The 24,157-nt window shown below is 36.3% G+C and carries 26 protein-coding genes and 1 pseudogene; 20 read left to right on the forward strand and 7 right to left on the reverse strand.

Going from position 1 to position 24,157, the window contains the following annotated elements; genetic code table 11:
- The first annotated feature begins 10 nt into the window (after nucleotides 1–10).
- From AAGD68_RS00980 to AAGD68_RS01060, 17 genes and pseudogenes are all read left to right on the forward strand, one after another.
- Nucleotides 11–1,087 carry a S49 family peptidase gene (locus AAGD68_RS00980; RefSeq protein ID WP_265045271.1) on the forward strand — a complete coding sequence of 359 codons (1,077 nt, stop codon included), beginning with the start codon at nucleotides 11–13 and terminating at the stop codon, nucleotides 1,085–1,087.
- A gap of 131 nt (nucleotides 1,088–1,218) precedes the next feature.
- Nucleotides 1,219–1,587 (forward strand): head decoration protein, encoded by a 369-nt coding sequence (locus AAGD68_RS00985; RefSeq protein WP_265045273.1) that lies wholly within the window; start codon nucleotides 1,219–1,221, stop codon nucleotides 1,585–1,587.
- Between the two features lie 72 nt (nucleotides 1,588–1,659).
- On the forward strand, nucleotides 1,660–2,664 hold the full coding sequence (locus AAGD68_RS00990; RefSeq protein WP_341814300.1) for a major capsid protein: 1,005 nt from the start codon (nucleotides 1,660–1,662) through the stop codon (nucleotides 2,662–2,664).
- A gap of 102 nt (nucleotides 2,665–2,766) precedes the next feature.
- On the forward strand, nucleotides 2,767–3,072 hold the full coding sequence (locus AAGD68_RS00995) for a hypothetical protein (protein ID WP_264688203.1): 306 nt from the start codon (nucleotides 2,767–2,769) through the stop codon (nucleotides 3,070–3,072).
- Nucleotides 3,073–3,597: a phage tail protein gene (locus AAGD68_RS01000; RefSeq protein WP_264688204.1), complete on the forward strand. Its 525-nt coding sequence runs from the start codon at nucleotides 3,073–3,075 to the stop codon at nucleotides 3,595–3,597. It begins immediately after the preceding gene.
- Nucleotides 3,594–4,049, forward strand: a complete 456-nt coding sequence (locus AAGD68_RS01005) for a hypothetical protein (protein WP_406719579.1) — start codon at nucleotides 3,594–3,596, stop codon at nucleotides 4,047–4,049. The genes AAGD68_RS01000 and AAGD68_RS01005 overlap by 4 nt, the downstream gene beginning before the upstream one ends.
- 5 nt (nucleotides 4,050–4,054) lie before the next feature.
- Nucleotides 4,055–4,519, forward strand: a complete 465-nt coding sequence (locus tag AAGD68_RS01010; RefSeq protein WP_264688205.1) for a phage baseplate assembly protein V — start codon at nucleotides 4,055–4,057, stop codon at nucleotides 4,517–4,519.
- 1 nt (nucleotide 4,520) lies between these two features.
- Entirely contained in the window at nucleotides 4,521–4,775 is a 255-nt protein-coding gene (locus AAGD68_RS01015; RefSeq protein WP_264688206.1) for a PAAR domain-containing protein, read from the forward strand.
- Nucleotides 4,776–4,779: 4 nt separating this feature from the next.
- Nucleotides 4,780–5,115: a GPW/gp25 family protein gene (locus AAGD68_RS01020; RefSeq protein ID WP_264736424.1), complete on the forward strand. Its 336-nt coding sequence runs from the start codon at nucleotides 4,780–4,782 to the stop codon at nucleotides 5,113–5,115.
- Between the two features lie 2 nt (nucleotides 5,116–5,117).
- A complete protein-coding gene (locus tag AAGD68_RS01025; RefSeq protein WP_253308960.1) occupies nucleotides 5,118–5,900 on the forward strand; it encodes a baseplate J/gp47 family protein in 783 nt (260 codons plus the stop codon).
- Complete coding sequence (locus AAGD68_RS01030) at nucleotides 5,900–7,060, forward strand: phage tail protein (protein ID WP_264688208.1); 1,161 nt, start codon at nucleotides 5,900–5,902, stop codon at nucleotides 7,058–7,060. The genes AAGD68_RS01025 and AAGD68_RS01030 overlap by 1 nt, the downstream gene beginning before the upstream one ends.
- Before the next feature lie 194 nt (nucleotides 7,061–7,254).
- Entirely contained in the window at nucleotides 7,255–8,055 is an 801-nt protein-coding gene (locus AAGD68_RS01035) for an ankyrin repeat domain-containing protein (RefSeq protein WP_265016401.1), read from the forward strand.
- Between the two features lie 313 nt (nucleotides 8,056–8,368).
- Entirely contained in the window at nucleotides 8,369–8,869 is a 501-nt protein-coding gene (locus AAGD68_RS01040) for an ankyrin repeat domain-containing protein (RefSeq protein WP_264688210.1), read from the forward strand.
- Between the two features lie 271 nt (nucleotides 8,870–9,140).
- Nucleotides 9,141–9,383 (forward strand): hypothetical protein, encoded by a 243-nt coding sequence (locus AAGD68_RS01045; RefSeq protein WP_253309514.1) that lies wholly within the window; start codon nucleotides 9,141–9,143, stop codon nucleotides 9,381–9,383.
- Nucleotides 9,343–10,143 carry a recombinase family protein gene (locus AAGD68_RS01050; RefSeq protein WP_341814301.1) on the forward strand — a complete coding sequence of 267 codons (801 nt, stop codon included), beginning with the start codon at nucleotides 9,343–9,345 and terminating at the stop codon, nucleotides 10,141–10,143. Before AAGD68_RS01045 ends, AAGD68_RS01050 begins: the two co-directional genes overlap by 41 nt.
- Nucleotides 10,131–10,934: a zinc ribbon domain-containing protein gene (locus tag AAGD68_RS01055; RefSeq protein ID WP_341814302.1), complete on the forward strand. Its 804-nt coding sequence runs from the start codon at nucleotides 10,131–10,133 to the stop codon at nucleotides 10,932–10,934. The genes AAGD68_RS01050 and AAGD68_RS01055 overlap by 13 nt, the downstream gene beginning before the upstream one ends.
- 57 nt (nucleotides 10,935–10,991) lie before the next feature.
- Nucleotides 10,992–12,222, forward strand: a pseudogene (locus tag AAGD68_RS01060) (IS256-like element ISWpi15 family transposase).
- Here AAGD68_RS01060 and murG read toward each other — a convergent pair.
- Nucleotides 12,163–13,248 (reverse strand): undecaprenyldiphospho-muramoylpentapeptide beta-N-acetylglucosaminyltransferase, encoded by a 1,086-nt coding sequence (gene murG / locus AAGD68_RS01065; RefSeq protein WP_253309512.1) that lies wholly within the window; start codon nucleotides 13,246–13,248, stop codon nucleotides 12,163–12,165. The pseudogene AAGD68_RS01060 and the gene murG sit on opposite strands and share 60 nt — an antisense overlap.
- A gap of 73 nt (nucleotides 13,249–13,321) precedes the next feature.
- On the opposite strand from murG, the gene AAGD68_RS01070 reads away from it, so the two are divergent.
- Nucleotides 13,322–13,714 (forward strand): hypothetical protein, encoded by a 393-nt coding sequence (locus tag AAGD68_RS01070; RefSeq protein WP_264688321.1) that lies wholly within the window; start codon nucleotides 13,322–13,324, stop codon nucleotides 13,712–13,714.
- Nucleotide 13,715: 1 nt separating this feature from the next.
- Here AAGD68_RS01070 and lpdA read toward each other — a convergent pair whose 3' ends face one another.
- The 6 genes from lpdA to AAGD68_RS01100 all read right to left on the reverse strand — a co-directional run bounded on the left by lpdA (nucleotide 13,716) and on the right by AAGD68_RS01100 (nucleotide 20,829).
- Nucleotides 13,716–15,101 (reverse strand): dihydrolipoyl dehydrogenase, encoded by a 1,386-nt coding sequence (gene lpdA, locus AAGD68_RS01075; protein ID WP_264736150.1) that lies wholly within the window; start codon nucleotides 15,099–15,101, stop codon nucleotides 13,716–13,718.
- Between the two features lie 851 nt (nucleotides 15,102–15,952).
- Complete coding sequence (gyrB, locus tag AAGD68_RS01080; protein WP_341814303.1) at nucleotides 15,953–18,340, reverse strand: DNA topoisomerase (ATP-hydrolyzing) subunit B; 2,388 nt, start codon at nucleotides 18,338–18,340, stop codon at nucleotides 15,953–15,955.
- Between the two features lie 165 nt (nucleotides 18,341–18,505).
- Complete coding sequence (locus AAGD68_RS01085; protein WP_264688326.1) at nucleotides 18,506–18,736, reverse strand: hypothetical protein; 231 nt, start codon at nucleotides 18,734–18,736, stop codon at nucleotides 18,506–18,508.
- Nucleotides 18,737–18,805: 69 nt separating this feature from the next.
- Nucleotides 18,806–19,414: an SCO family protein gene (locus AAGD68_RS01090; protein WP_253309508.1), complete on the reverse strand. Its 609-nt coding sequence runs from the start codon at nucleotides 19,412–19,414 to the stop codon at nucleotides 18,806–18,808.
- Nucleotides 19,415–19,458: 44 nt separating this feature from the next.
- Nucleotides 19,459–20,154: a DNA polymerase III subunit epsilon gene (gene dnaQ / locus AAGD68_RS01095; RefSeq protein ID WP_265045281.1), complete on the reverse strand. Its 696-nt coding sequence runs from the start codon at nucleotides 20,152–20,154 to the stop codon at nucleotides 19,459–19,461.
- Between the two features lie 24 nt (nucleotides 20,155–20,178).
- Complete coding sequence (locus AAGD68_RS01100; RefSeq protein WP_264688327.1) at nucleotides 20,179–20,829, reverse strand: Tim44/TimA family putative adaptor protein; 651 nt, start codon at nucleotides 20,827–20,829, stop codon at nucleotides 20,179–20,181.
- Nucleotides 20,830–20,993: 164 nt separating this feature from the next.
- Here AAGD68_RS01100 and secB point away from each other — a divergent pair, with 164 nt between their 5' ends.
- Both secB and acnA read left to right on the forward strand, forming a co-directional pair.
- Nucleotides 20,994–21,497, forward strand: a complete 504-nt coding sequence (secB, locus tag AAGD68_RS01105) for a protein-export chaperone SecB (RefSeq protein ID WP_253309505.1) — start codon at nucleotides 20,994–20,996, stop codon at nucleotides 21,495–21,497.
- Between the two features lie 14 nt (nucleotides 21,498–21,511).
- Nucleotides 21,512–24,097 carry an aconitate hydratase AcnA gene (gene acnA / locus AAGD68_RS01110; RefSeq protein WP_264688329.1) on the forward strand — a complete coding sequence of 862 codons (2,586 nt, stop codon included), beginning with the start codon at nucleotides 21,512–21,514 and terminating at the stop codon, nucleotides 24,095–24,097.
- Nucleotides 24,098–24,157 lie beyond the last annotated feature (60 nt).

Consider the following 24,157-nt stretch of genomic DNA (forward strand, 5'->3'; position numbering starts at 1 on the left):
TTAAAAACATATGACGACACAAATAAATTGGATGAATAAGCCGATGATGATAGAGCAAAGGAGTTTTGAATTATTGTCATTACATGCTGGAAAACACCCTACGTTTAAAAACATAAAACATGTAACAAGAAATAGTGAAAGGGGAATAAAAGTAATACCAATACATGGAATCTTGACGAAGAATTCAGAAGCTTTTGACGATATTTTAGGGATGACATCATATGAGAAGATATGTGAAGAGATAGAAGAAGCTTTAATAGATAAAGAAGTAGAAACAATAATTTTGGACATAGACAGCCCCGGAGGGGAAGTAAACGGTTTATTTGACCTTTCCGACTTTATTTACGAAGCAAGAACAAAAAAGAGGATTGTGGCGATAGCAAATGATGATGCGTATTCCGCAGCGTATGCAATTGCATCAAGTGCTGAAAAAGTATTGGTAACGAGAACATCAGGAGTTGGAAGTATAGGAGTAATAGCAAGTCATATAGATCAAAGTGGATTTGATGAAAAGCAAGGTATTAAGTACACAACTGTTTTTGCTGGAAGTCGAAAAAACGATTTAAATCCGCATGAGCCAATAACATCTGAGAGTTTGGAAAGCTTACAAAAAGAAGTAGATCGTCTATATGAAATGTTTTTGCAGCTTATAGCAAGAAATAGAGGTCTTTCAACGGAAAAGATCAGATCAACGGAAGCAGGGCTATATTTTGGTGAGAAAGCAATAGAGATTGGACTTGCTGATGGAATCACAACGTTTTCTGAATTTATAGATAATTATAGGAGAAATATGACTAAAACTGAGATAAAAGAACAAGCAATAGATATTGATATTGAGCAAGGAAGATGTTTAGGGTACGAGAGCTGCCGCACGGAAGTATTAGAGGTGATAAGATTATGTAATTTATCAAAGATGCCAGAGAAAATAGGAGAATTTATTGAGCAAGGTGTAAATGCAAAACAAGCCCAAGAGATATTAATGTCGATACTGGCGGAGAGAACGAAGAAGACAGAGATTTTGAGTACAATACCGCAAAATACACCAGAAGACTTGATGATGCAGGTAGCGAAAAGTCGGGGCATTTGATGGTCTTAACCGCGGTATATAATGCTAACATACGCCGCGGTAAATAAGTGTTCAAAACGCGCCACAATTATAACCGCCGCATATAACAACTATAAACACGGCGGTAAAACTAAAGGAAAAAAAGGGGAAATATGACAAGTATAACTGAAACAAATAATTTAGGTGACCTTCTGAAATATGAAGTATATAGAGATTATACAAGAGAGGAAATAACCGTAGTCAAAGGACAAAACCTCAAACTTGGAACAGTTGTTGGCTATGATAAAGATAACATGATTAAGATAATAAATCCGACAGCCACAGATGGCACACAAACAGCAATAGGTGTAATAACAAGTGATGTAAACGCAACGGAAACCACCAAAGCAGTAATCATTACTCGTATAGCAATGCTAGCAGATCATGCGGTTGTGTGGCCAGCAAATATAACAGAAGAGCAGAAAGCTGCAGCAATAAAGCAACTTGAAGCACGAGGCGTTATCATCCGCAAGGGAGTTTAACGAGCTACCAGACTCAGCAACTTACATAGAAACAACTTAAAACACACAGCATTAAAGGGAAAGGGGGAAAGAATGCAAAATCCATTTACAAATCCAGCATTTAATATGACGGAATTAACTAAAGCAATAAACATATTGCCGATAAATTATGGTCGAACAGAAAGCTTAAATTTATTTCCAAGTAGATCGGTAAGATTTCGACATATTACGATAGAAGAACACCACGGAGTTTTAACTTTATTACCAACACAAGTCCCAGGAGCACCAGCAACAGTAGGGAAAAGAGGAAAAAGGAAAATAAGGACGTTTACGATACCACATATTCCCCATGATGACGTAGTATTGCCTGAAGAAGTACAAGGAATAAGGGCATTTGGGTCAGAGAGTGAACTAAAAGCACTTGCAGATGTAATAACCGATCATTTGCAATTGATGAGAAACAAACACGCAATAACGTTAGAACATTTGCGGATGGGGGCGTTAAAAGGGATTATTCTGGATGCTGATGGCAGTGAGTTATTAAACCTTTACAACGAATTTGAAATTACGCCAAAAGTAGTAAATTTTGCGCTGGGAACAGCAACCACCGATGTCAAGCGTAAGTGTCTGGAAGTATTGAGGCATGTTGAGGACAACTTAAGTGGTGAATATATGACCGGGATTCATGCGCTGGTAAGCCCAGAGTTTTTTGACGCTTTAACTTCTCATACCAAGGTAAAAGAAGCATACGAGAGATGGCAAGAAGGAGCAGCACTCCGGAACGACATGAGATCAGGATTTACGTTCTGTGGAATAACATTTGAGGAGTACAGAGGACAAGCAACTGACCCTGAAGGAAATGTGAGAAGGTTTATAGAAAAAGATACGGGGCACTGTTTTCCACTTGGTACAGCAAGCACATTTACTACTTACTTTGCCCCAGCGGACTTCAATGAAACAGTAAATACACTAGGGCAACCGTTATATGCAAAACAAGAGCCAAGAAGATTTGATAGAGGGACCGATTTACATACTCAGTCAAATCCTTTACCAATGTGCCATCGCCCAGGAATATTAATTAAAGTCGTTGCAGCATAACAATACTGGTAGAGCAACTACAAAAGTGGTGAGGCATGAAAGTGCTCTACCAGTATGCCCCTTCTTAGCGTGCATGTAGAGATTAGTGCATAAAGGTAAAGTATGCAAGAAAAAATAAAAAGATTATTGAAAGATTGTTTTGCACATCTAGGGCAGCAAGCGTTGTATGAATCAAAGGATAAGTCATACATGGTGCAGATATTAAAGCAACAGCCAGATAGATTATACGGGATTGGTGAAGGGCAATTTGTAGGAGAAATTTTGACTTTAGAAGTAAGTGTGTTTGATGTATTAAAGCCAATGGTGGGAGATACTTTTTCTATAGGTAGTTGTAGATACAGAGTACACACACCACCACTCAGAGATAACTCTGGAATGATCTGGAAAATTCAAGCATCGGGGGTGTAAATGTGTGTTGAGATTGAAGTGATCGGCAGCATTGAGAAAATAATTCAAAGTATTGAAGCTAGTCAAGCTAAGATAACAAAAGCAACAGTAAGAGCATTAAACAAAACGGCATTGTGGACAAAAGAGCAAGCTACGAAAGAACTAAGTAAAGATACGCAAATAAAACGGCAATTAATCAGAAAAAGATTATGGACAATCAGAGCAACAAGAAATTATCAGAGGGCTCTAGTAAGGATAGGGTTATACGGAGTAAAATCTTCAAAGCTTGGCGATATAAAACAAATGGCAAAAGGAGCAAAAGCAGGAAAACATATGTTTGAAGGAGCATTTATTGCTAAGATGCCAACCGGACATAGAGGTATTTTTAGACGAAGAGGAAGGACAGCCTTGCCAATTTATGAAGTTACCGTACCGATCGGAGAAAATGTACAAAAGATAATAAAAGAAATGGCTAATTATAAAACAGGAAAAGTGTTTGAGGAATATTTTGAGCATGAGTTGAATGTTCTTTTAAAGAAGCAATGAAAGAATTTTGGAAAGGTTTACATGAAGCAATTTGTAAAACGCTAAAAGAAGAAATCCCAGCAATACAAACGTGCGAAGTGTATAGAGCAGAACGTCGGAAAATAATAGCGCCAGCAGTATTTGTAGAGCTTGCAAGTTTAGAACCAGGAAAAGACCCTGGGACAGAGGAACTTGCGCTGAGAGCAAGATTTGAAGCAAGAATTGTAGTTGATGGAACAGTCGAGGATTCCTCGGTAGTTGTAAGGTCATTAGCAGCAGAAGTTGCAAGAGTAGTGAATAAAAACACTTGGAACGTGGAAAATGTTTTGCCGGGAGAATTTTTATCAGCGGAAGTAGACAATTTTAAACCAGAGTTGGATGCATATTTAGTGTGGCTGGTAGAATGGGCTCATGAGATGCACGTAGGGAAGTCAGTGTGGTCAGAAACTGGCGCATATTATAGAGATGGGTAAAGTACATGTTGGATCATAATTTTGCGATTGCAGAGCTAAATAGAAGGCTAGCGAACATTATTCGTATAGGTCTAGTTAAAGAAGTAGATTATGAAAAAGCAAGAGTGCGGGTAAAAATAGGAGAATTTATAACCGATTGGCTTCCGTGGATAACGGCAAGAGCAGGAGAAGATAGAAGTTGGTTTGCGCCGAATATTGATGAGCAAGTAATAGTATTATCGCCATATGGAGAGTTGTCATTAGGGGTGGTGTTACCGGCAATTTATCAGCAGAAGTATTTTCCCTCGGAATGCCGAAAAGACGCGCATATTTTAGAGTTTAAGGATGGAACGAAATTATCGTACGATAAGGAGAATCATCATCTTGAGATTGAAGTAGTAGATAAAATAACGCTAAAAGTTGGAAAATCGAGTATAGAGATGACAAAAGAAGGAATAAAACTTAAGGGAAGGAGAGTTGATCTCAATTGACATGAGAAGAGCTATAGTTTGTATAGGAGATCATTGCATGGGGATACCGGTTCATGTTTGTATGAGTGGTAGTAACGACGTTTTTGTAAACGGTAGATCTGTTTGTCGAAAAGGAGATATCTTAACTCTAGGTGAGAAACTAACGCAAGGGTCAAACAGCGTATTTGTTAATGATATTGGTATTGCACGAGTTGGTGATTTAGCCTCATGTGGTTTTAAGGTAGTAAGTGGAAGTAGCAGCGTTTTTTCTGGATAAAGATATGAAGGGAATGAGTGCTGAAACAGGTAAGGAATTAGAAGATTTGGACCATCTGAAACAGTCAATAGTTGATATTTTGACCACACCAATTGGTAGTAGAATCATGAGAAGAGATTACGGTTCAAGATTATTTGAATTAGTAGATAAGCCAGTAAATCGTGATTTTACGTTAGAAATTTACGCAGCAACAGCAGAAGCACTACAAAAGTGGGAAAAGAGATTTAAGTTAGAAAAAGTAAAAATAACAGAAGTGAAAGAAGGAAAAGTAACGCTTGACCTAGAAGGATTGTACTTACCAATGGGGGAAAAGATTCGCTTTGATGGAGTTGTGGTATAAAGATGGAGCAGCCTAACATTATTGAGCCACTGAACTTCGAAGAAATCTTTTCACGTATGAAGGAGGAGTTGATACGTCGAGACTCAAGTTTTACAGCATTAGTAGAAAGTGACCCAGCAATAAAGATTTTAGAGGTAGCAGCATGGCGAGAACTTTTGCTGAGAGAAAGAATAAACGAAGCAGCAAGGGGCAACTTACTTAAGTTTGCAAGGGGAGAAGAACTTGATGATTTAGCTGAATTTTACGGAGTGGAAAGGGAGAACGGGGAAAAGGATGAACGATTTAGAAAAAGAATCAAGGCAAGAATAGTTGGCTCAAGCACAGGAGGAAATTATCGGTATTATGCATTATCAGCAGATACGAGAGTAAAAGATGCATTAGTAGAATCACCTGTACCAGGAAAAGTACAAGTTTCAATCTTATCCACAGAATTATCCACACTGCCAGAAGAATTACTAGAAATTGTCAGAAATCAGCTAAACAGGGAGGATGTGAGGATTTTAACAGATACAATAGAAGTGGTAAGTTGCAATATTATAGAAATAGATATCCACAGTAAAATTAGCATTAAAAGACCAGATATTATTGAAACGGTGAAGAAGCAATTTATAGAAAAATTTGAAACAACGAAAAGATTAGGATGGAAAGTAACGAAATCATGGATTATAGCCAACCTGTTTGTGGATGGGGTAGAAAACGTAGAATTAATCGAGCCAAGAGAGGATGTTGTGGTACTGGGGAATGAGTGTGCTGCCTTAAGAAGTTTAAATGTTGAGTTGAATTAATGCTATTACCACCAAACGCAACAAAGCAAGAAAAAGCGCTGATTGATGCAATCGATTACAAAGTAGACCCAAGCTGTGTAAAAGGATTTAAATTTAGCCTAGGGGAAAAAATATTGCCGTGGTTGGTTGAAGAATATGGATTGGGGGAAATTCTACGCTGGGTAAAAGACAAAAGAAAGGCGATAAAAGAAGGAATAAAATTTCAGCGTTTGAGAGGAACACCAGCATCGCTGAAAATAGCACTGAAGTGGGCAAATATAGAAGATATTACAATTATTGAAGAGCCACCCGGAGAACACTTTTTTGAATTACAGATAGGGATAAAAGATGTTCCGAACGACTTCTTCGTTGATGCAGTAGTAGAATTAGCAAAACTATCATTGCCAGCAAGATCACGGCTAATGAGGATTTTTAACGATTATTATAATGCGCAGAGATTTATATTGGATGAGAGTTTATTTGGAGATCTTCTTTCTGACTATTCGGGGGTAAAAATAGAAAAAGATGGACCAGTGTTATCATTTGGGAGAGTAAATTTTTTCAGGTCTAGTGGTCCAGTTATTAGGATTATAGAAAACTATCTACGCGATCATTATGAGCAGGCATTAAGTAATGATCTGTATAGGCTAGATGTAGCAATCCTTGGAGAAACCGAGCCTCACACAAAGAATTATAACGGTATTTATGAAAGAAGTCATCAGTGGAATAATTTAAAAACGTTATATCCGCTACCACAGAGCTTATTACCTGAGATTAAGTTTGCTAAAGCGCAGATAGTATTATCGGACAGTTGGAGTTTAGGAGAAATAAACGCATGTTTTCCAGTAAGTAGTATAGAAGAGAGGGGAAAAAGGTTTTTACTAGGAAGTGATAAGCTATCTGAACAACTGTGGAATTTAAAATACAAGCCAATTTTAGAAAGATTTTTTGCCGTTCACCACTATCAAGTAAAGAATTTCTCTACCCCCAAAATAATAAGATTTAGCGTAGCAGAACACTACATTCATTTTGAAAACGAATTGGATTCAAAGCAAAAAAATGCAACATACGAGCTAGAAAACTACATTTTAGTGTTTTACCCAGGTGTACTAACATGGCATGAACATCGACATTTGAACAGGTCCTGGGAAGAAAAACAACCTATATGCTTAATGAATTAAATACATATATTTATATCTTCATATACTACATTAACATTCGGTAAAAATGTGTGTTTTTTGAAAAAAAGAAGTTGCTTTTCCATGCCAAAACAGCTATAAATTAGGTAGGTGTAGGTAAACATAAGAAATTGATCTTGCACTGAAGTGAGCCAAATTGGCGACTTTATGTATGTTTTTATAGTGAGGTAACTAAAATGTTCAATTTAAATAAAAGACTGGAAAAATTAAAGGAGAATTCATTTCGTGGAATAAATGAAAAAGACGCAGCAGGTTGCACAATATTGCACCGAGCAGCACAAGTGTCAAATCCAGAAGTAATAAAGTTATTAATAGAAAAAGGTGCAGGTACAAACGATAGAAACAATAGAGGCGAGACACCATTGCACCTAGCGGCATTCTATGGAAAGGTAGAGAATGTAAAAGCACTGATAGAAGGAGGAGCAAATGTAAATGCTATAGATGATGGAGGATATACGGCATTACATAGTGCGAGCTTAATGAGTTGTGAAAAGACAGTAAGGGAGCTAATAAAAGCAGGGTCGAATGTTAATACTGGGAACTACATAGGAAGGACCCCCCTACATGAAGCAGTATTTATGAGGGAAATAGTGAACGTGAGGGCAATATTAGAAGCGGGAGGTGACGTAAATGCGAAAGACCAAAAAGGATATACACCACTACATATAGCATGCAAGACAGGAGAAACAAAAGAGATAATAAAAGAGCTAGTAAAAGCTGGAGCAAATGTAGAGCAAAAGGATAAATTTGGCAAAACAGCAATGTATTATGCGAGAACTGAAGAGTTGCTAGAAAAACTAAGGGAGTTGTCGGAGCGGACAGTAGATGCGATATTTAGCCTAGATTTAAAAGAAAAAGGAGAAAGAAGGTTTGAAGAAATAAGGGAAAAGTTAGAAGAAGCGCCATTGGTCAAGAAGGCACTGATGGAAGTGGAAAAAGAGCTAGAAGATATGGATGAGAAGATAAAAGGGCTATAAAAAGAGCTTTCTGTAAGAGAAGGGAGTAAAAGGGTTGGCTACAAGATAATAGGAAAAATAGGAAGCCTAAATTTAAAAGAAAAAGCTGACAACAGCAGGAGAGGAACCGCTTATTATTTAACAGATTAAGTATATAGATTTATATCTTAATCTAATATGCGAAAAAAATGTGTATATTTTGTAAAAAAAACTTGCTTTTTATGCCAAAACAGCCCTAAGTGAAAAAGTAGCTAGTAAATAAACAAGATTTGCTAAGCGCTAAAGTGAGCCAAATTGGAGGCACTTTAAATTGCATTAATAGCTGAGGAACATTATGGTAAAATTTAGTAAGAAAGAAAGAGAAGAGTTTAATAAGTCGTGGAAAGAAGTATTAGATAACTCAATAGAAAATATTAATAAAAAAGACACAAAAGGAAGGACGATATTGCATTACGCGGTGGGAATGCCAGATCCAAAAAAAGTGAGGTTATTAATCAAAAAAGGAGCAGATATAAATGTGGCAGATGCGGGACAATATAGACCATTGCACTTAGCAGTAATGGGACAACGTGTAGAAAATACAAAGGAGCTGATAAAGGCAGGAGTAGAGGTAAACGCAGTGGAACGAAGTAGCAAATTTGCCGCGTTACACCTGGCATGCATGGTAAGTGAGGTAAAAATAGTAGAAGAGCTAGTAAAAGCGGGAGCAAATGTAGAGCAAAAGGATAAATTTGGCAAAACGGCAATGGATTATGCGAGAAATAATAAAGAGATAAAAGAAGTGTTAGAGAACGTAAAAATCGCAAATAAGCAGAGAGAGTTCATAGAAAAATAAGGGTCGTATCAGCAGCAGGTGTGATAGTGGCAAAAGAAGAGCTTGTGAAAATTTAGAAGGGCTGTGGCTAAGAAAGAGGTGATTATGGAAAAAGGGAAATTTTATCATTAGAGGGAAAAAAGAAGCTTGATGATTTGGGAGAGTGCTCAATTGATGAAAGATAGCGTATGTGTTTCTAAAATTTTGCATAAAAGCTGAGAGAAATAAAGGTTAACAGTTGCGTCTTTTTCGCAAGAGTAATGGATTTATGGAAAAAGGGAGTGCCTGAACTATGAAAACATTTACAGGAGAAATTATGAGAAAGAGAACGTTAACTGTGACCTGTCGATATGAGCCTGATGAGTTAGCAGATAAACATTTATCAGAAGCTTACGAGCAGTTACTAAAGTATTCAGTAAAAAGAAACAACGAAAAGGAGGTAGAAAAAGATGATAACGGTGGCCTTGTATGCAAGAGTTTCATCAGACCGACAAGTGCGGGATCATACAATAGAGAGCCAAATTGCAGAGCTTAAGCGTAGAATTGCTGTAGATGGACATGAGTTATTGGAAGAATATGTATTCACTGACGATGGCCGTAGAGGGTCAAATTTAGAGCGTGAAGGTTTAAAGAAATTACGTGATAAAGTAGCAGAAGGAAAAATTAATAAGATTTATATCTATTCACTAGATCGGTTGTCACGTGATCCTGTAGATCAAAGAGATGTAATAGATGAATTTAAGAGAGCAAGAGTAGAAATAATCTTTTCAAATCATAAGGTTGATGATACACCAGAGTCCGATTTAATGACAGATGTGCAAGGAGCAGTAGGAAGGTTTGAACTGAGACAAATCTTGATACGAAGCATGAGGGGAAAACTGCATGCAGCAAGAGAAGGTTGTGTGAGTGTAATAAGCAATGCACCTTATGGTTATCGATATATAAGAAAGCATGTAAAAGGAGGAGAAAACAAATTTGAAATTAATGAAGAGGAAGCAAAAGTAGTGAGAGAGGTGTTCATGTGGATTGGAGAGGAAAGGATAAGTATTAGAGAAGCGGTAAAGAGACTAAGAGAAGCTTCTGTTAGAACACAAACAGGAAAAGAGGTGTGGCATTCAAGCACCATCCATAAGATGTTAAAAAATCCAGCATACAAGGGGCTAGCAGCATATGGTAAAACAAAGGCGGGCCCAGTAATGCTAGAAGTCAAACCAAAAAAAGCAACAGCCGGCGAACTCACTCTATTTACAGTACAGATGAGGAGAATTGGATTCATATACCGGTGCCGAAAATAGTTGACGAGGATTTGTTTAATGTAGTACAAGAACAATTGATTGAGAATAAACAGAGAGCAAGAGTGCAGCAAAGAAAAGAGACATATCTGTTGCAAAAGCTAGTTGTGTGTAAGTGTTGTGGACGTGCTTACTGCGGAAGGCGAAATTACAGCAAAGAAAAAAAGATTGTGTATACTTATTACACTTGCCTGGGTACAAGAAATTTTTACGGTAATAAGGTATGCACTAACGGATCTATTCGTGGAGAAGTGTTAGAAACAGGTGTGTGGGAAGAAGTAAAAAGTGTATTAAAAAATCCAGATAGGATGGTAAAGGAGTACCAATGTAGAATTTCAGAACATAAGAATGAATTATTAGATGAAAGGTTTGCAAGACGTGAGAGTCAATTAAAACAAAATATTAAAGAACTTATCAATGATTATTATATTCAAGAGAATACAAGTGAGGAAAAATATATAAGTAAGGAAGACTTTAAGCAGGCAATGAAAAAAATGAAGGAACGTTTAAAAGAGATTGAAGGAGAGAAGAAAAAGGTGATTGATCAAAAGGGACTACAGCAGAAAATGAATCTTATTACAAATAGCATAAAGGGCTTTTATTCTAGTGTTAAATCGGAATTGGAACACCTAGATTGGCAAGCTAAACGTAGTCTTATTAGGACATTAGTAAAAGAAGTCAACATTGATCTTGATGAAGTAAATGTAGTATTTAAGATCAGAGAACTCAACAATCCCGCCCAGAATGGACAAAATCAGAAGTTGGCAGATTGTCTAAGGGGGAGTGTTAAATAAACTGTGTCAAACCGAAAAAAAAGTAATAAATTGATATAAAAAAATGGAGGTTTGACAATGAGTCAGAAAGTAGTAAACAGAACTACCGGTTTGGTAGATTATAAAGAATTAGAAACAAATATCCTGTCGTCTATACGAGAAGGAAGACCGTTGACAGGAAGAGATGGAGCATTAACACCGTTTATAAAAAAGTTGCTGGAGGTAAGCCTGGAAGGTGAAATAGAAAACCACTTGTCGGCTGAAAGCGAAGAGAATAATCGAAGAAATGGGAGGAATGCAAAGACTTTACGTACAAGCGCAGGGTCATTTGAGCTTTTGACGCCAAGAGATAGGGAAGGAAGTTTCGAACCACAAATAGTCAAAAAAAGGCAAACAAACTTACATCCAGAGCTTGAAACGAAGATTTTGAGCACATTTGCCAGTGGTATGGGCTATAGAGATATAGTGTCACATGTTGAGGAAATTTATGATCACAAAATATCGGTGGCAGAGATATCAAGTATTACTGACAAATTGCTACCAGTAATCAACGAATGGCGTAGTCGCCCGCTGCAGTCTGTATATCCGATAGTTTTCATGGTTTTTTAAAGTCAAAGAGGACGGGCATTGCGTAAGTAAATGCATGTATAACATATTAGGCATAGATCAAAATGGCAAAAAAGAAGTATTAGGTTTTTATTTGGCTGAAAGTGAAGGAGCTAACTTCCGGTTGGGAGTGCTAAATGACCTCAAAGAAAGAGGAGTAGAAGATATCCTTATTGCCTGCGTTGATGGGCTGAAAAGCTTTCCTGCAGCTATAAACAGTGTCTTTCCTAATGCGGAAGTGCAGATGTGTATAGTGCATCAGATACGCAACTCACTGAAGTATGTGGCCAGTAAAGATGCGAAGAGTTTTTTGAGCGATTTAAAGAAGGTATATCAAGCTTCAAGCAAGGAAATTGCCGAGAATTATCTGTTGGAATTGGATGAAAAATGGGGCACAAAGTACCCTATGGTTATAAAATCTTGGCAGAATAATTGGGAAAACTTGTCTGGTTATTTTAAGTATTCTGGTCCAGTTAGGAGGATAATCTACACCACCAATCCCATAGAGGGGCTACATAGGCAAATTAGGAAATTCACTAAGACCAAAGGCTCATTTACCAGCATAAATGCCTTGCATAAGCAGGTATATTGTGCTATAAAGAAGGCAGAGGAAAAGTGGACGATGCCTGTACATGATTGGGCATTAACTATCTCTCAACTTGATGTTTTCTTTCCTGGCAGATTGAAAATTGAGTTGAACTAAAAATGCGGTTTGACACAGTTTATTTAACACTCCCGTCCCATTCTTTATCCCTGTTTTTTTTGTATTATTGGTCATATCACGCAATTTTTGAGAATTATTTAATAGATCAAATAGTACCTCTGTTAGATTTTTTTTTGCTTCACTATTCTGCTCAACTATTACAGCTGCTCCCGAATCTTCAATATATTTTGCGTTATAAAATTGGTGATTATCTTTTGAGTCAGGGTAAGGAATGTATATAGCAGCGCGCCTAGCAAGAGTGATCTCTGCTATTGAAGTTGCTCCTGCTCTGCTAATTACCAAGTGAGCATTGGCCAATCTATTTTCCATATCATCAAAAAATTCACTCAATTCACAATCGATCTTTTCACTTTTGTATAGACTCTTGACCTTGTTTACATTTTTCTTCGTACATTGCTGCGTCACTCTAATTTTCTTTTTCATTTTAATAGGCAAATTACAAATTACGCTGCTTACTACATCATCAAAAAAATTTGCACCTTGGCTACCTGCTATGACTAATATATTTAGGACTTTCTCAGTGCTAGAATGGCTCTGTGCTTTTATATCAATAAAATTTCCTGTAAAAATACATTTATTACCTTCTGTATATTTAGTCTCCGGAAAGCTGGTTGCAATTAATTTTGCACTCTTAAAAAAGAATCTATTTACTCTTCCTAAAACTGTATTTTGTTCATGTAAAATTATAGGTATAGAAAGAACCCTTGCTGCAAGAAGAGTTGGAAAAGAAGCATAGCTACCAAAACCAATTACTAATCTTGGCTTCAATTTTCTGATTTTATATATTGCTAGCACACAACTATACATTAATAAAAGAAAAAATTTAAATTTGTTGCCGCTTGGTCTACGTAATGGTAAAATATAGCTTTCTATGTCGATATTTTTATTTGTTTTTTTATCAGTGAATAATATGCAATTGTATCCTTGTGTCTTTAGTGCTTTTGCTAAGGCTATGGCCGGAAAGATATGCCCACCTGTGCCACCTGTTGCTAAAATAATATCCATCTGTAAATAACAAATTAACACTAGATTGTTAACTGTTATTTAATAATTTGCACGTAGAATTTTATTAAGCTTTATGATAGTTGAGTTAAAAATGCCTAAAAGTAATAGTAAAAAAGAACCTAATGAGAAAAATAAACCTCAAGAACAAAGAGAAGGCAGAAGCGGAGGTTTTTTAGAACTGCTAAAAAATATAATAAAAATTCTTTTCAATTCGGTTGTTGACCTACCTGAGCACGAGCAGCATAATAAAATGAAAAGCACTAATCTACAACAAGGTTTGGATACTAAAGGAAAAGGCCCAGAAGATCTTCATCCAAAGGCAAAGCTTAAAGTTAAAGAAGCAGCTAAGGGATTGAAAGAAGAGTTACAGAATTCTGATGCTGGTGGTAATCAATCTATTGAAACTAAAGTGCCTAATCAAACTACTACCCAAGACATTGACAACTCTAAAACGATGGAACGTTAGTTCAACTATTTAACGACTCATCATCTGCAGCAAGCACTGATTCGTGTATCATCTCTGAAATGGTCGGATGAGGAAAAATCGTAGATTTTATGTCGAAGTCTGTTCCTTCTAGTTGCTTTGCAAGAGCAAAATTGCTAATTAACTCCGTTACTTCTGCACCTATCATGTGGCTACCCAGAAGTTCGCCTGTCTTTTTGTCTATAATTGTTTTCACTAACCCTTCAGTTTCACTGAGTGCAATAGACTTACCATTAAAGTTAGAGTGAAATTTTCCTATTTTTACATCATACCCACCTCTTATTGCCTGTTCCTCAGTAAGGCCGATGCTCGCTATTTGTGGATGAGAATAAGTGCAATTTGGTATGCATTCTTTTTTTAACGCATGAGCACTTTTACCAGCAATCTTTTCAACGCAGATCACAGCTTCATGGCTCGCTTTATGTGCTAAACATGGTGGGCCAGCTACATCACCTATTGCATACACATTTGATTCACTAGTTTCATACCATTCATTCATTTCAATAAAACCAGAAGGGCTTAATTTAATTTTTGTATTTTCTAAACCTATATTTTCAATATTTGCTTGAATTCCAACCGCAACAATCACCCTATCAAATTCTTTGCTCTCGCCACTACTTAGTAGCACTTGAGCAGAGTCTTTACTTTTAGTAAGAGCTTTTACGCTACTGTTTGTATATATTTTTATCCCCTGTTTTGTGAATATTTCTTCTGCTAGGCCTGAAATGTCTTTATCTTCCAGCGGCAAAATAGTGCTCTTTATCTCTATGATTGTTACATCAACCCCCAAAGTACTATAAAAACTTGCAAATTCTATTCCAATTGCACCAGACCCTATGATTAGTAGTGATTTTGGTAATCTCTCTGGAGTCATAGCGTGCTGCGCATTCCATATTAAATCTCCATCTGCCTCTATTCCAGGCAGATTCCGTGCTCTCACGCCTGTTGCTAAAATGATATGTTTGGAAACAATTTCTTGTTCTTCCTTATCGCCAGCAACTTTTATAGTACTATTGCCTGCAAGTTTACCAAAGCCTTGATGAACTTTGATGTTATTTTTTTTCATCAAATATGCAACACCGCTTGACAATTTATCAACAACGTTTCTTGAGTATTTCACTATTGATTGTATATCAAAACTCGCTCCCTTTACTTCTATACCAAACTCTTTTGATCTTTTTATTAGCCTATAAACCTCAGATGCTCTAAGTAGTGATTTTGTTGGTATACATCCCCAATTTAAGCATATACCGCCTAAATTTTTTTCTTTTTCTACAATTGCAGTTTTAAACCCAAGCTGTGCCGCCCTAATTGCTGCTATATAACCACCAGGACCGCTACCTATAACCGTAATATCATACTCATTCATCAGTTTTCTTCGTATTCAAAAAGATTATATATAACAGATGGAACCCGTATGATCAATATTCAGGTAGCTGACAACATAGAAACGAAAAAACTTGCTTGACAAACTCCGCCAGCCCCCTTATCATGACAATAAGGGTATTTATGACTCAAAACTTGTTTTTGACCTGCAGGCTCAATGACAAAATTCAGTAAAAAACTCAGGTATTTATTGGCGGATTACATAAAATTATAGCGGCTGCATGTCTTTTTTATTTTTTCTACATTCAGCCAAATCGCGCTTATTTTAAGCGTTAGCACATTATTACAGCGCCACTTACAGTAATATAGAGTCAAAACTCGCACCACGGGGCTTCTTTTGCCTTTTTTTTCGCTTGGTAAATTTCTTAATGTTTATAGCTAAAGTAACTTAAGAGACCGAAAATGGTGTCATTCCAGCGCGTGACGCTGGAATCTAGTCTTTATTATGCAGCCACTTATTTAAAGTTAAGTTTTCTGGATCCAAGTAGTCAAGCTACTCGGATGACACCTTGACAATCGTCATCCTGCTACGTGTTAGCGGATGAGATACCGCGAATGAATCGCGGTATGACGTAGGATTGCTGTCATCCCGCTGCTTGTTAGCGGGATCTATGTGAGATACCGCGGCGGTATGACGGTTCGCGGTGGCATGACGATAACCTCGTCATCCTGCTACGTGTTAGCGGATGAGATACCGCGAATGAATCGCGGTATGACGTAGAAGCTATACTTTTATACTCACCAACTCAGTATCCAATCTGGATCCAAGTGTCAGCTACTTGAATGACATAGTTTTTGCTTAAACCCGTAACGTTCGTACATTTTGCTAAAAGTTCAAATATCAACATCATGCACGTTGAGTGCATTACTATTAATAAAATCACGGCGTGGTTCAACTATATCACCCATTAATATTGAAAATATGGAATCAGCTTCTTCACAATCTCTTATTTCAACCTTCAATAAAGTTCTAGCCTCAGGATTTAACGTAGTATCCCATAGCTGATCAGCATTCATTTCACCAAGACCTTTAAATCTCTGCAGAGTTAAACCTTTTTTACCATAGTCCATTATTATTTTTGCAAGCGTACTTGGAGAAGTGATTTTTATTTCAGTTTCTTGTGACTTTAAAAATGAATCACCATTAAATAAATTACTTATACCATCAAGCAAACTTAATATGTTTTGCATATCTTTGCCTTCAAGCATACTAAGTGCAAATATATATTTGTCTGCCAATCCTTGAAATAATTTAGAGATGTGAATTTCTTTTTCTTCATCCTTTATTTCTACTTCCCAAGTATATTCACTGTACATTAATTTTAAATACTTTAATATCTCATCAGCCGATGATAGAGCATTCTTTTTGCTTAAAATTAGCAATGACTCTAAGAGATTTTGTGGTATTTCTCTATCATAATTTTTGCTAATATTAGAAATGCTAACGCATTTATTCAAAATAAGGCGCAAGTCGTTAAATTCTGTAGCTGTACCACTTAGTGTTAATCTTTTAACTGCTGAGTTTATTATATACTCTTCAAAAGTTTCGTCATCTTTAATATAAGTGTCTTTAGCATTCTTTGTAACTTTATAAAGGGGTGGCTGTGCTATGTATAAGTAGCCTTTTTCAATAACTTCACGCATATGTCTAAAAAAGAAAGTTAGAATCAAAGTTCTTATATGTGAACCATCAACATCTGCATCTGTCATGATGATAATTTTATGATATCTAGCTTTTTCAATATTGAAGTGTTCACTCCCTATTCCAGCACCAATTGCAGTAATTAAAGAGCCTATTTCTGCAGATGAAAAAATACGATCTAAACTTACACGTTCTACGTTTAGAATTTTTCCTCTTAAGGCAAGCACTGCTTGTGTTTTACGATTACGCCCCTGCTTTGCAGTACCACCTGCTGAATTACCCTCTACTATAAATAATTCCGATAACTCAGGGGCTTTTTCCTGGCAATCAGCAAGCTTTCCTGGCAGAGTTGCAATATCAATATTGTTTTTGCTTTTAACTAACTCTCGTGCTTTTCTTGCGGCTTCTCTTCCTTTTGCTGATCTGATTGCTCTTTCTACTATACTTGCTGCCAATTTGGGATCAGTTTCAAGGATTGTGCTCAATTTATCAGAAACTATGCTCTCCACAACTGTACGCGCTTCAGAACTAACTAGTTTATCTTTTGTTTGTGAAGAAAACTTAGGATCAGGCATCTTGAGAGATAAAACACAAGTTAAACCTTCTCTAACGTCCTCTCCAGTTAAATTTACTTTTGCTTTCTTTAAAAACCCTTCATTAGTTGCATAGTTATTGATACATCTAGTTAGTGCAGATCTAAATCCTGCCAAATGCGTACCACCATCTCGTTGCCTTATATTATTCGTGAAGCATAACATATGTTCATAGTAGGAATCATTCCATTCCATCGATATTTCCAAGCTGATGCCAAGATCTTCTGCATCTCCTTTCATACTGGCAATTTTAGTTACATGTGTCTTATTCTTATCTAAGTACCGCACAAAATTCGCTGTACCAAAATTGTCTTTAGATTGATTGCTCTGATTGAAATGAGATTCTGTATATGGTTCATTGCGCAGATCACGTAAAGTAATGTCGATATTTGAATTTAAAAATGCTAATTCTCTTATACGACTTTCAAGCGTTGAGTAACTGAAATTAATGCCATTAAAAGTCTCTGTTGATGGCATGAACGTGACTTTAGTTCCTCTTTTGTTTGTATTTTCGTTGACTACCTTTAAAGGTTCAATAGTCTCACCATCTTCAAAGCGCATAAAGTGTTCTTTCTTATTGCGCCAAATAGTTAATTCCAACCAGCTTGATAATGCATTCACAACTGAGATTCCAACACCATGTAATCCCCCAGAAACTTTATAGGTATTACTGTCAAATTTACCACCAGCATGGAGTTGAGTCATTATTACCTCTGCTGCTGATATTCCTTCTTCTTCATGAAGGTCAGTTGGAATGCCACGACCATTATCAGTTACAGATACTGAACCATCTTTATTTATGCTAACTTCAATTTTATCACAATATCCAGCTAAAGATTCATCTATTGCGTTGTCAACAACCTCATATACCATGTGGTGCAAGCCAGATCCATCGTCAGTGTCACCAATGTACATACCTGGACGTTTCCTTACAGCATCAAGACCCCTTAAGATTTTTATTGCATCGGCATTATAACTATTTTCCATTAGATTGCTTCGTTTATGAATGTTAATTAATATTACATCCAGATATACTAGTTAGCAACATTTTTAAACTGATAACCCATGTTAAAAGCACAACTTTACGAATGCTTATTTTTGAAGACAGCAAATAGTGTCATTCCAATGCGTCTTCCATAACTGTACGAACATTCATTTTTGAAGGTAAATTGCACAACAGATGATGTCATTCCTGTCTGGAATCCAGAAATTTTGCTTATAACTGAGCTGATGAGCTAAAGGTAGTTGTCTTACGCTAAAACAAACGTTTTTAATTAAGTTGCATAGAAGCTGGATCCCAGTGTCTGGGCACTGGGATGACACCTCACTGGTGGGAATTGCTCCCAAACTACAACGTTCGTACAGTTGTGTATGTCTTCCCATGGAGATTGCTCTCAAATCATAATGCTCATGCAGTTGCGTGCTCGACTAATTAACAGAAAAATCTATAATTCAGTTTACGTATTTTCTTATCTCAGCCAAAATCTTATCAGATTGACTTTCGTCTGAATTTAAATCAGCTGCAAAGTGTGTAACATATTTTCCTCCAGGGCCAATAAGATATATTATCGAAGAATGGTTGATTTCTTCTTCTCCGTCTACTTTGCTTGCATATACTTTATATTTCGCAACTACTTCGTCTATTTTTTCTCTTTCACCAGTTAACATTTGTATTCTATGGTCAAATTGCTGCTGAAATTCTTTAAGTCTTTCCGTGCTATCGCGCTCAGGATCAACTGTGATGAAGAATGTTTGTAGCTTGTTGTTAGTTTTCTCATCTAACTTTGCAAGTGTTTCTGAAATTATCCCAAGGTTCATAGGACAAATTCTTTTACATGAGGAAAATCCAAAGAAAATCATCATGTATTTATCTTTAAAATCACTACTGCGCAGAATCTGTCCGTCCTGATTAATTAAAGAAAAATCTCCGCCTATCTTAACTTCCGCGTTGTGAATCGCTGCCGGGGCAAATATGCCTTTTTTAGTGAAATAACAATAACCTAAAAAAACAACTGCTAATGCTGCTAGCACATTAGATAACAATCTTATAAACCTTACCATTAGAATGCTCTCAGTAAAATCAAATTGTATCTTTATTGGTTAACCTATTCAATATATTTATCCCAAAGTGTATTGTTAATTTTGTCTAACAGTTTCTTATGTTCATCAATTTCTTCACTATTTGGTGAATGTTCTCTGGGAGTTAGATTACGCACTTTATGATGAACGAATGTAGAGTTACTGTCCTGATTGCATTCATTATCAAACAGAAAGGTTTGTAACCCTCCTGTAAGTTCAACATATACCTTTGCAAGCAATTGAGCATCAACTAGTGCTCCGTGCAATTCTCTATTCTCTAGCGATATATCAAAACGCTTACATAATGCATTCAAAGAAGCAGGTGATCCTACGAATTTTTTCCTCGCAAGAGGTAATGTATCTAGCACTCTATCTGAGGAAATTAACCCAGCATTCAGCTTGCTTAACTCCATGTTAAGGAACTTAACATCGAATTCAGCGTTGTGAATTACCAAAATATCATTAGATATAAAGTCAAGAAATTCAAGTGCAACATCTGAGAATAATGGTTTATCTTCTAAAAATTCTTCACTAATACCGTGAATCTTAAACGAGTGATAAGGTATATCTCTTTCTGGGTTAAGGTACCGATGGAGTACTTTACCTGTTGGAATACGATTAATTAATTCCACACACCCTATTTCAATAATTCGATGACCAGATCCAGTGTCAAGACCTGTCGTTTCAGTGTCAAGTACTATTTCGCGCAGCTTGCTTTCCATGGTTAACTCTAAATAAAACTAATCTTACTTGTCATTTGTCTTATCGTTATTTGTCTTTTTATAGTTAATAGAAACAAGCAACCAGCTTGGGTCTGATGAATTAACATTTTTTTTGAATTGCCATACATCCTCAACTTTATTAATGGTGGATGTGCTACCTGATATTATATTTTCTGAGCTATCTTTAATAAAGTTAATTTGCTCTGAAAGGAAATATACTGCAATAAACACTGTGTTTTTTACTAGCTTTATTTCTAAAATCTTTTGTGAAACGATAGAAACAATTATAGACTCGTGCACCTCTTTACGATGTTTAATCTTCTCTGCAAAATTATCATATAAGTCTTTATCGAGAAGTGGTTTTAACTGAGACAAATTTCCTTGATTGAAATACTTTATTATTAATTCAAAAGCTATGCTTGAACCTTCTATAAAGTGGGAAATAGAAAAATCTTTGTTTTTTTTTAATATTTGTTCATAAGTAACTTTTATTGAATTTTCATCGTTGCTATCAATGTAACCCTCAATGTTTTCTACTACATCTTCTTTACTTCGGCTTACATCCAACACACTAGTTAGCTTTTTTAGATTGAGATTGGCTGACCTTCCTAAAGAATTATACAAACGTGAAAAAATGAACGCCGCTAATAAAGTATATATTACAAGCTCTATCATAGTAACTCAACTCCTTGGCATATAAAGTATCCGAACATTATTAATTATTAATGAAAATATGTTTTTCATATCAACTTATAATCAGGTTTGCTATTCGTTTGTAAATGAATATATTATATAAGAAAGTATTAAATATCTCAACTTAATTAAAGGAGACGTAAGAAATGCCACAACAAAAAATGAGAATTCACGGTCAATATGTTAAAGATCTATCGTTTGAGAATCCGAATTCGCCATTCCTTTCTTCAAATAAAGCTCCCGATATTAATGTAATGGTTAATATCAATTCAGCGAAATTAGAAGGAATGGAAAACAAAGAAGGAGTAAATGAAGAAAAATCTTTCCATGAAATTACTTTACATATAGAAGTCAGAGCAACGATAAAAGATGAAGGTATAAAAGATGGCGTAGCTTTCATTTGTGAGACAAAATATTGTGGCATTTTTTCAATAGAAAATTTTAAAGAGTTGAGTGAGGAAGAGGTAAGACAAGCTTTGTTTATTGGCGGACCTACTTTTCTTTTCCCTTTTGCAAGAGAAATAATTGCAAGAGTTACAAGTAGTGGTGGATTTCCCCCACTAATGCTAGATCCCATAGATTTTGAAACTATGTACGAGCAGCAAAGTCAACAACAAAGAAGTAACGGTAGTAATTCCAATTTTAACTAATATGATGTAACCTGATGAATAATTCTTTAAACGCAAAAACGACTTTAAACATTGACGGGAAGTCATACAACTATTTTAGCCTAAATAGTGCTAGTGAATTTTTAGGAATAGATGTAACTAAATTGCCCTGCTCACTTAAGGTTCTGCTTGAAAATTTATTGCGCAATGAAGATGGAGTAAACGTAAAGCTGGATGATATAAAAATACTAGCAAGTTGCGTTAATAAACACGCTAATCATGAAATTAGCTACAAGCCAGCAAGGGTGTTGATGCAAGATTTTACAGGGGTTCCTGCTGTCGTCGATTTAGCTTCTATGCGGAGTTATGTCAAGAAAAATGGAGGCGATCCAAGCAGCATAAATCCGTCTGTGCCCGTTGATCTTGTGATCGACCATTCTGTTCAAGTAGATAGTTATGGAAGTGTTTCCGCATTCAGTAAGAATGTTGAGCTAGAAGTAAAAAGAAATTTGGAGAGATATCAATTCTTAAAGTGGGGAGAATCATCCTTCACAAATTTTAGAGTAGTACCGCCAGGTACTGGAATTTGCCACCAAGTGAATCTTGAGTATTTAGCGCAAGTTGTATGTAATAAGGATGGGGTTTTGTATCCTGATACTTTGGTTGGTACGGATAGCCATACTACGATGGTTAACGGGTTATCAGTCCTTGGTTGGGGTGTTGGAGGCATAGAAGCTGAGTCTGTGATGCTTGGTCAACCAATTAGTATGGTGATTCCAGAAGTAGTTGGATTTAAATTAATTGGCAGACTGCCGGAAGGAGTAACTGCGACTGATTTAGTGCTGACGGTTACCAATATCCTAAGAACAAAGGGTGTTGTTGGTACGTTTGTAGAATTTTATGGTGATGGTTTAGATTATTTATCTTTGGCAGATAGGGCAACTATAGCAAACATGGCCCCAGAGTATGGCGCAACTTGTGGATTTTTTCCAATTGATCAGAAAACGCTAGATTATTTAAGCTTAACCGGAAGGCCAGAAAAGCTAGTTGAGGCTTATGCGAAAGAGCAAGGATTGTGGCGTGGCAATAATGAGTTAGCATTTTTTGACATACTAGAGCTTGATTTATCAAGCGTGAAGCCAGTAATGGCTGGTCCCAAAAGACCACAAGATAAGGTTTTTCTTTCACAAGTGGCAGAGTCTTTTTCTAAATCATTTTCAGTTAACGAATTAAAGGAAAGTGATAAGCTTCAAGATGGAAGTGTAGTTATTGCAGCAATAACAAGCTGCACTAACACCTCAAATCCAAGTGTAATGATTGCTGCAGGTCTTGTAGCTCGTAATGCAATTAAACTTGGATTAAAATCAAAGCCTTGGGTTAAAACTTCTCTTGCTCCAGGGTCACAAGTTGTAACAGAATATTTAGAAAAGTCTGGATTGCAGGTAGATCTAAATGCTTTGGGTTTTAATCTAGTTGGATATGGTTGCACAACTTGCATTGGGAATTCTGGTCCACTTAATAAAGATATAGAAGATGGCATTAAAAACAAAAATTTAACTGTTGCTGCAGTTTTATCCGGTAATCGTAACTTTGAAGGAAGAATTCATCCGTTAGTCAAAGCTAATTACTTGGCATCTCCTCCACTTGTTGTTGCATATGCACTTGCTGGTACTGTGCAAACTGATTTGACAAAAGATTCAATATGCAAAGATAAGAATGGAAATGATGTCTATCTCAAAGATATATGGCCAACAAACAATGAAATCGAAGATTGTGTTAAAAATGTGGTAACACGTGAGATGTTTATACAAAAGTATAAGGATGTTTTTTCTGGTGATGAACATTGGCGAAAGATAAAGTGTGAAAAAAGTGAAATCTATAATTGGGATGCAAACAGCACTTACATACAAGATCCGCCCTATTTTGATAATTTATCACCTAAAAATAATAAAGATAAAACAATCGATATAAAAGGTGCACAAATATTGGCAATGTTTGGCGATAGCGTAACCACTGATCACATTTCCCCTGCTGGAAATATTGCCTCAAGTAGTCCTGCAGGTATATATTTAAAAAATCTTGGAATTGAGCCACAGGACTTTAATTCGTATGGGTCTCGTCGTGGTAACCACAATGTAATGATGCGTGGGACTTTTGCTAACATTAGAATAAAAAATGAAATGGTAAGCATCGAAGGCGGCTATACAAAATATATTCCTTCTCAAGAAACTATGTCGATTTTTGATGCAGCAATGCGCTACAAGGAAACTCTCATCATTGTGGCAGGAAAGGAGTATGGCACAGGTTCAAGTAGGGATTGGGCAGCAAAAGGTACTTTATTGTTGGGGATTAAAGTTGTAATTGCAGAAAGCTTTGAGCGTATACATAGGTCCAACTTGGTCGGCATGGGTGTTCTTCCACTTATATTCCAAAATGGAATAACCAGAAAGATATTTGATGGTAGTGAGGTAATAAGCATAAAAGGTGAAATAGTGCCAGGTGGAAATCTAGAATGTATCATCAAAAGAAAGGATAATTCAAAGCAATCAATTCAACTCAAATGCTGTGTACAAACCGCAACTGAGATTAAATACTTAATGCATGGCGGAGTGTTAAGCTACATACTTGCACAATCCTTTTAAAGTTATTGCATGGACTTCTTTTAGCCAGCCCTGATCCCTTTATAAATAACAATTTGCTCT

It is taken from the genome of Wolbachia endosymbiont (group A) of Machimus atricapillus (assembly GCF_964027095.1).
GTDB lineage: Bacteria > Pseudomonadota > Alphaproteobacteria > Rickettsiales > Anaplasmataceae > Wolbachia.

Coding starts and splice junctions, on each gene's coding strand:
- AAGD68_RS01030 (WP_264688208.1), top strand. CDS start 5,900: ATGCTATTACCACCAAACGCAACAAAGCAAGAAAAAGCGCTGATTGAT.
- AAGD68_RS01025 (WP_253308960.1), top strand. CDS start 5,118: ATGGAGCAGCCTAACATTATTGAGCCACTGAACTTCGAAGAAATCTTT.
- gyrB (WP_341814303.1), bottom strand. CDS start 18,340: ATGGAAAATAGTTATAATGCCGATGCAATAAAAATCTTAAGGGGTCTT.
- AAGD68_RS01020 (WP_264736424.1), top strand. CDS start 4,780: ATGAAGGGAATGAGTGCTGAAACAGGTAAGGAATTAGAAGATTTGGAC.
- murG (WP_253309512.1), bottom strand. CDS start 13,248: ATGGATATTATTTTAGCAACAGGTGGCACAGGTGGGCATATCTTTCCG.
- AAGD68_RS01100 (WP_264688327.1), bottom strand. CDS start 20,829: ATGATAGAGCTTGTAATATATACTTTATTAGCGGCGTTCATTTTTTCA.
- AAGD68_RS00980 (WP_265045271.1), top strand. CDS start 11: ATGACGACACAAATAAATTGGATGAATAAGCCGATGATGATAGAGCAA.
- AAGD68_RS01015 (WP_264688206.1), top strand. CDS start 4,521: ATGAGAAGAGCTATAGTTTGTATAGGAGATCATTGCATGGGGATACCG.
- AAGD68_RS01085 (WP_264688326.1), bottom strand. CDS start 18,736: ATGGGAAGACATACACAACTGTACGAACGTTGTAGTTTGGGAGCAATT.
- AAGD68_RS01045 (WP_253309514.1), top strand. CDS start 9,141: ATGAAAACATTTACAGGAGAAATTATGAGAAAGAGAACGTTAACTGTG.
- AAGD68_RS00995 (WP_264688203.1), top strand. CDS start 2,767: ATGCAAGAAAAAATAAAAAGATTATTGAAAGATTGTTTTGCACATCTA.
- lpdA (WP_264736150.1), bottom strand. CDS start 15,101: ATGAATGAGTATGATATTACGGTTATAGGTAGCGGTCCTGGTGGTTAT.
- AAGD68_RS01000 (WP_264688204.1), top strand. CDS start 3,073: ATGTGTGTTGAGATTGAAGTGATCGGCAGCATTGAGAAAATAATTCAA.
- dnaQ (WP_265045281.1), bottom strand. CDS start 20,154: ATGGAAAGCAAGCTGCGCGAAATAGTACTTGACACTGAAACGACAGGT.
- AAGD68_RS01005 (WP_406719579.1), top strand. CDS start 3,594: ATGAAAGAATTTTGGAAAGGTTTACATGAAGCAATTTGTAAAACGCTA.
- AAGD68_RS01010 (WP_264688205.1), top strand. CDS start 4,055: ATGTTGGATCATAATTTTGCGATTGCAGAGCTAAATAGAAGGCTAGCG.
- acnA (WP_264688329.1), top strand. CDS start 21,512: ATGAATAATTCTTTAAACGCAAAAACGACTTTAAACATTGACGGGAAG.
- AAGD68_RS01040 (WP_264688210.1), top strand. CDS start 8,369: ATGGTAAAATTTAGTAAGAAAGAAAGAGAAGAGTTTAATAAGTCGTGG.
- AAGD68_RS01090 (WP_253309508.1), bottom strand. CDS start 19,414: ATGGTAAGGTTTATAAGATTGTTATCTAATGTGCTAGCAGCATTAGCA.
- AAGD68_RS00990 (WP_341814300.1), top strand. CDS start 1,660: ATGCAAAATCCATTTACAAATCCAGCATTTAATATGACGGAATTAACT.
- AAGD68_RS00985 (WP_265045273.1), top strand. CDS start 1,219: ATGACAAGTATAACTGAAACAAATAATTTAGGTGACCTTCTGAAATAT.
- secB (WP_253309505.1), top strand. CDS start 20,994: ATGCCACAACAAAAAATGAGAATTCACGGTCAATATGTTAAAGATCTA.
- AAGD68_RS01070 (WP_264688321.1), top strand. CDS start 13,322: ATGATAGTTGAGTTAAAAATGCCTAAAAGTAATAGTAAAAAAGAACCT.
- AAGD68_RS01035 (WP_265016401.1), top strand. CDS start 7,255: ATGTTCAATTTAAATAAAAGACTGGAAAAATTAAAGGAGAATTCATTT.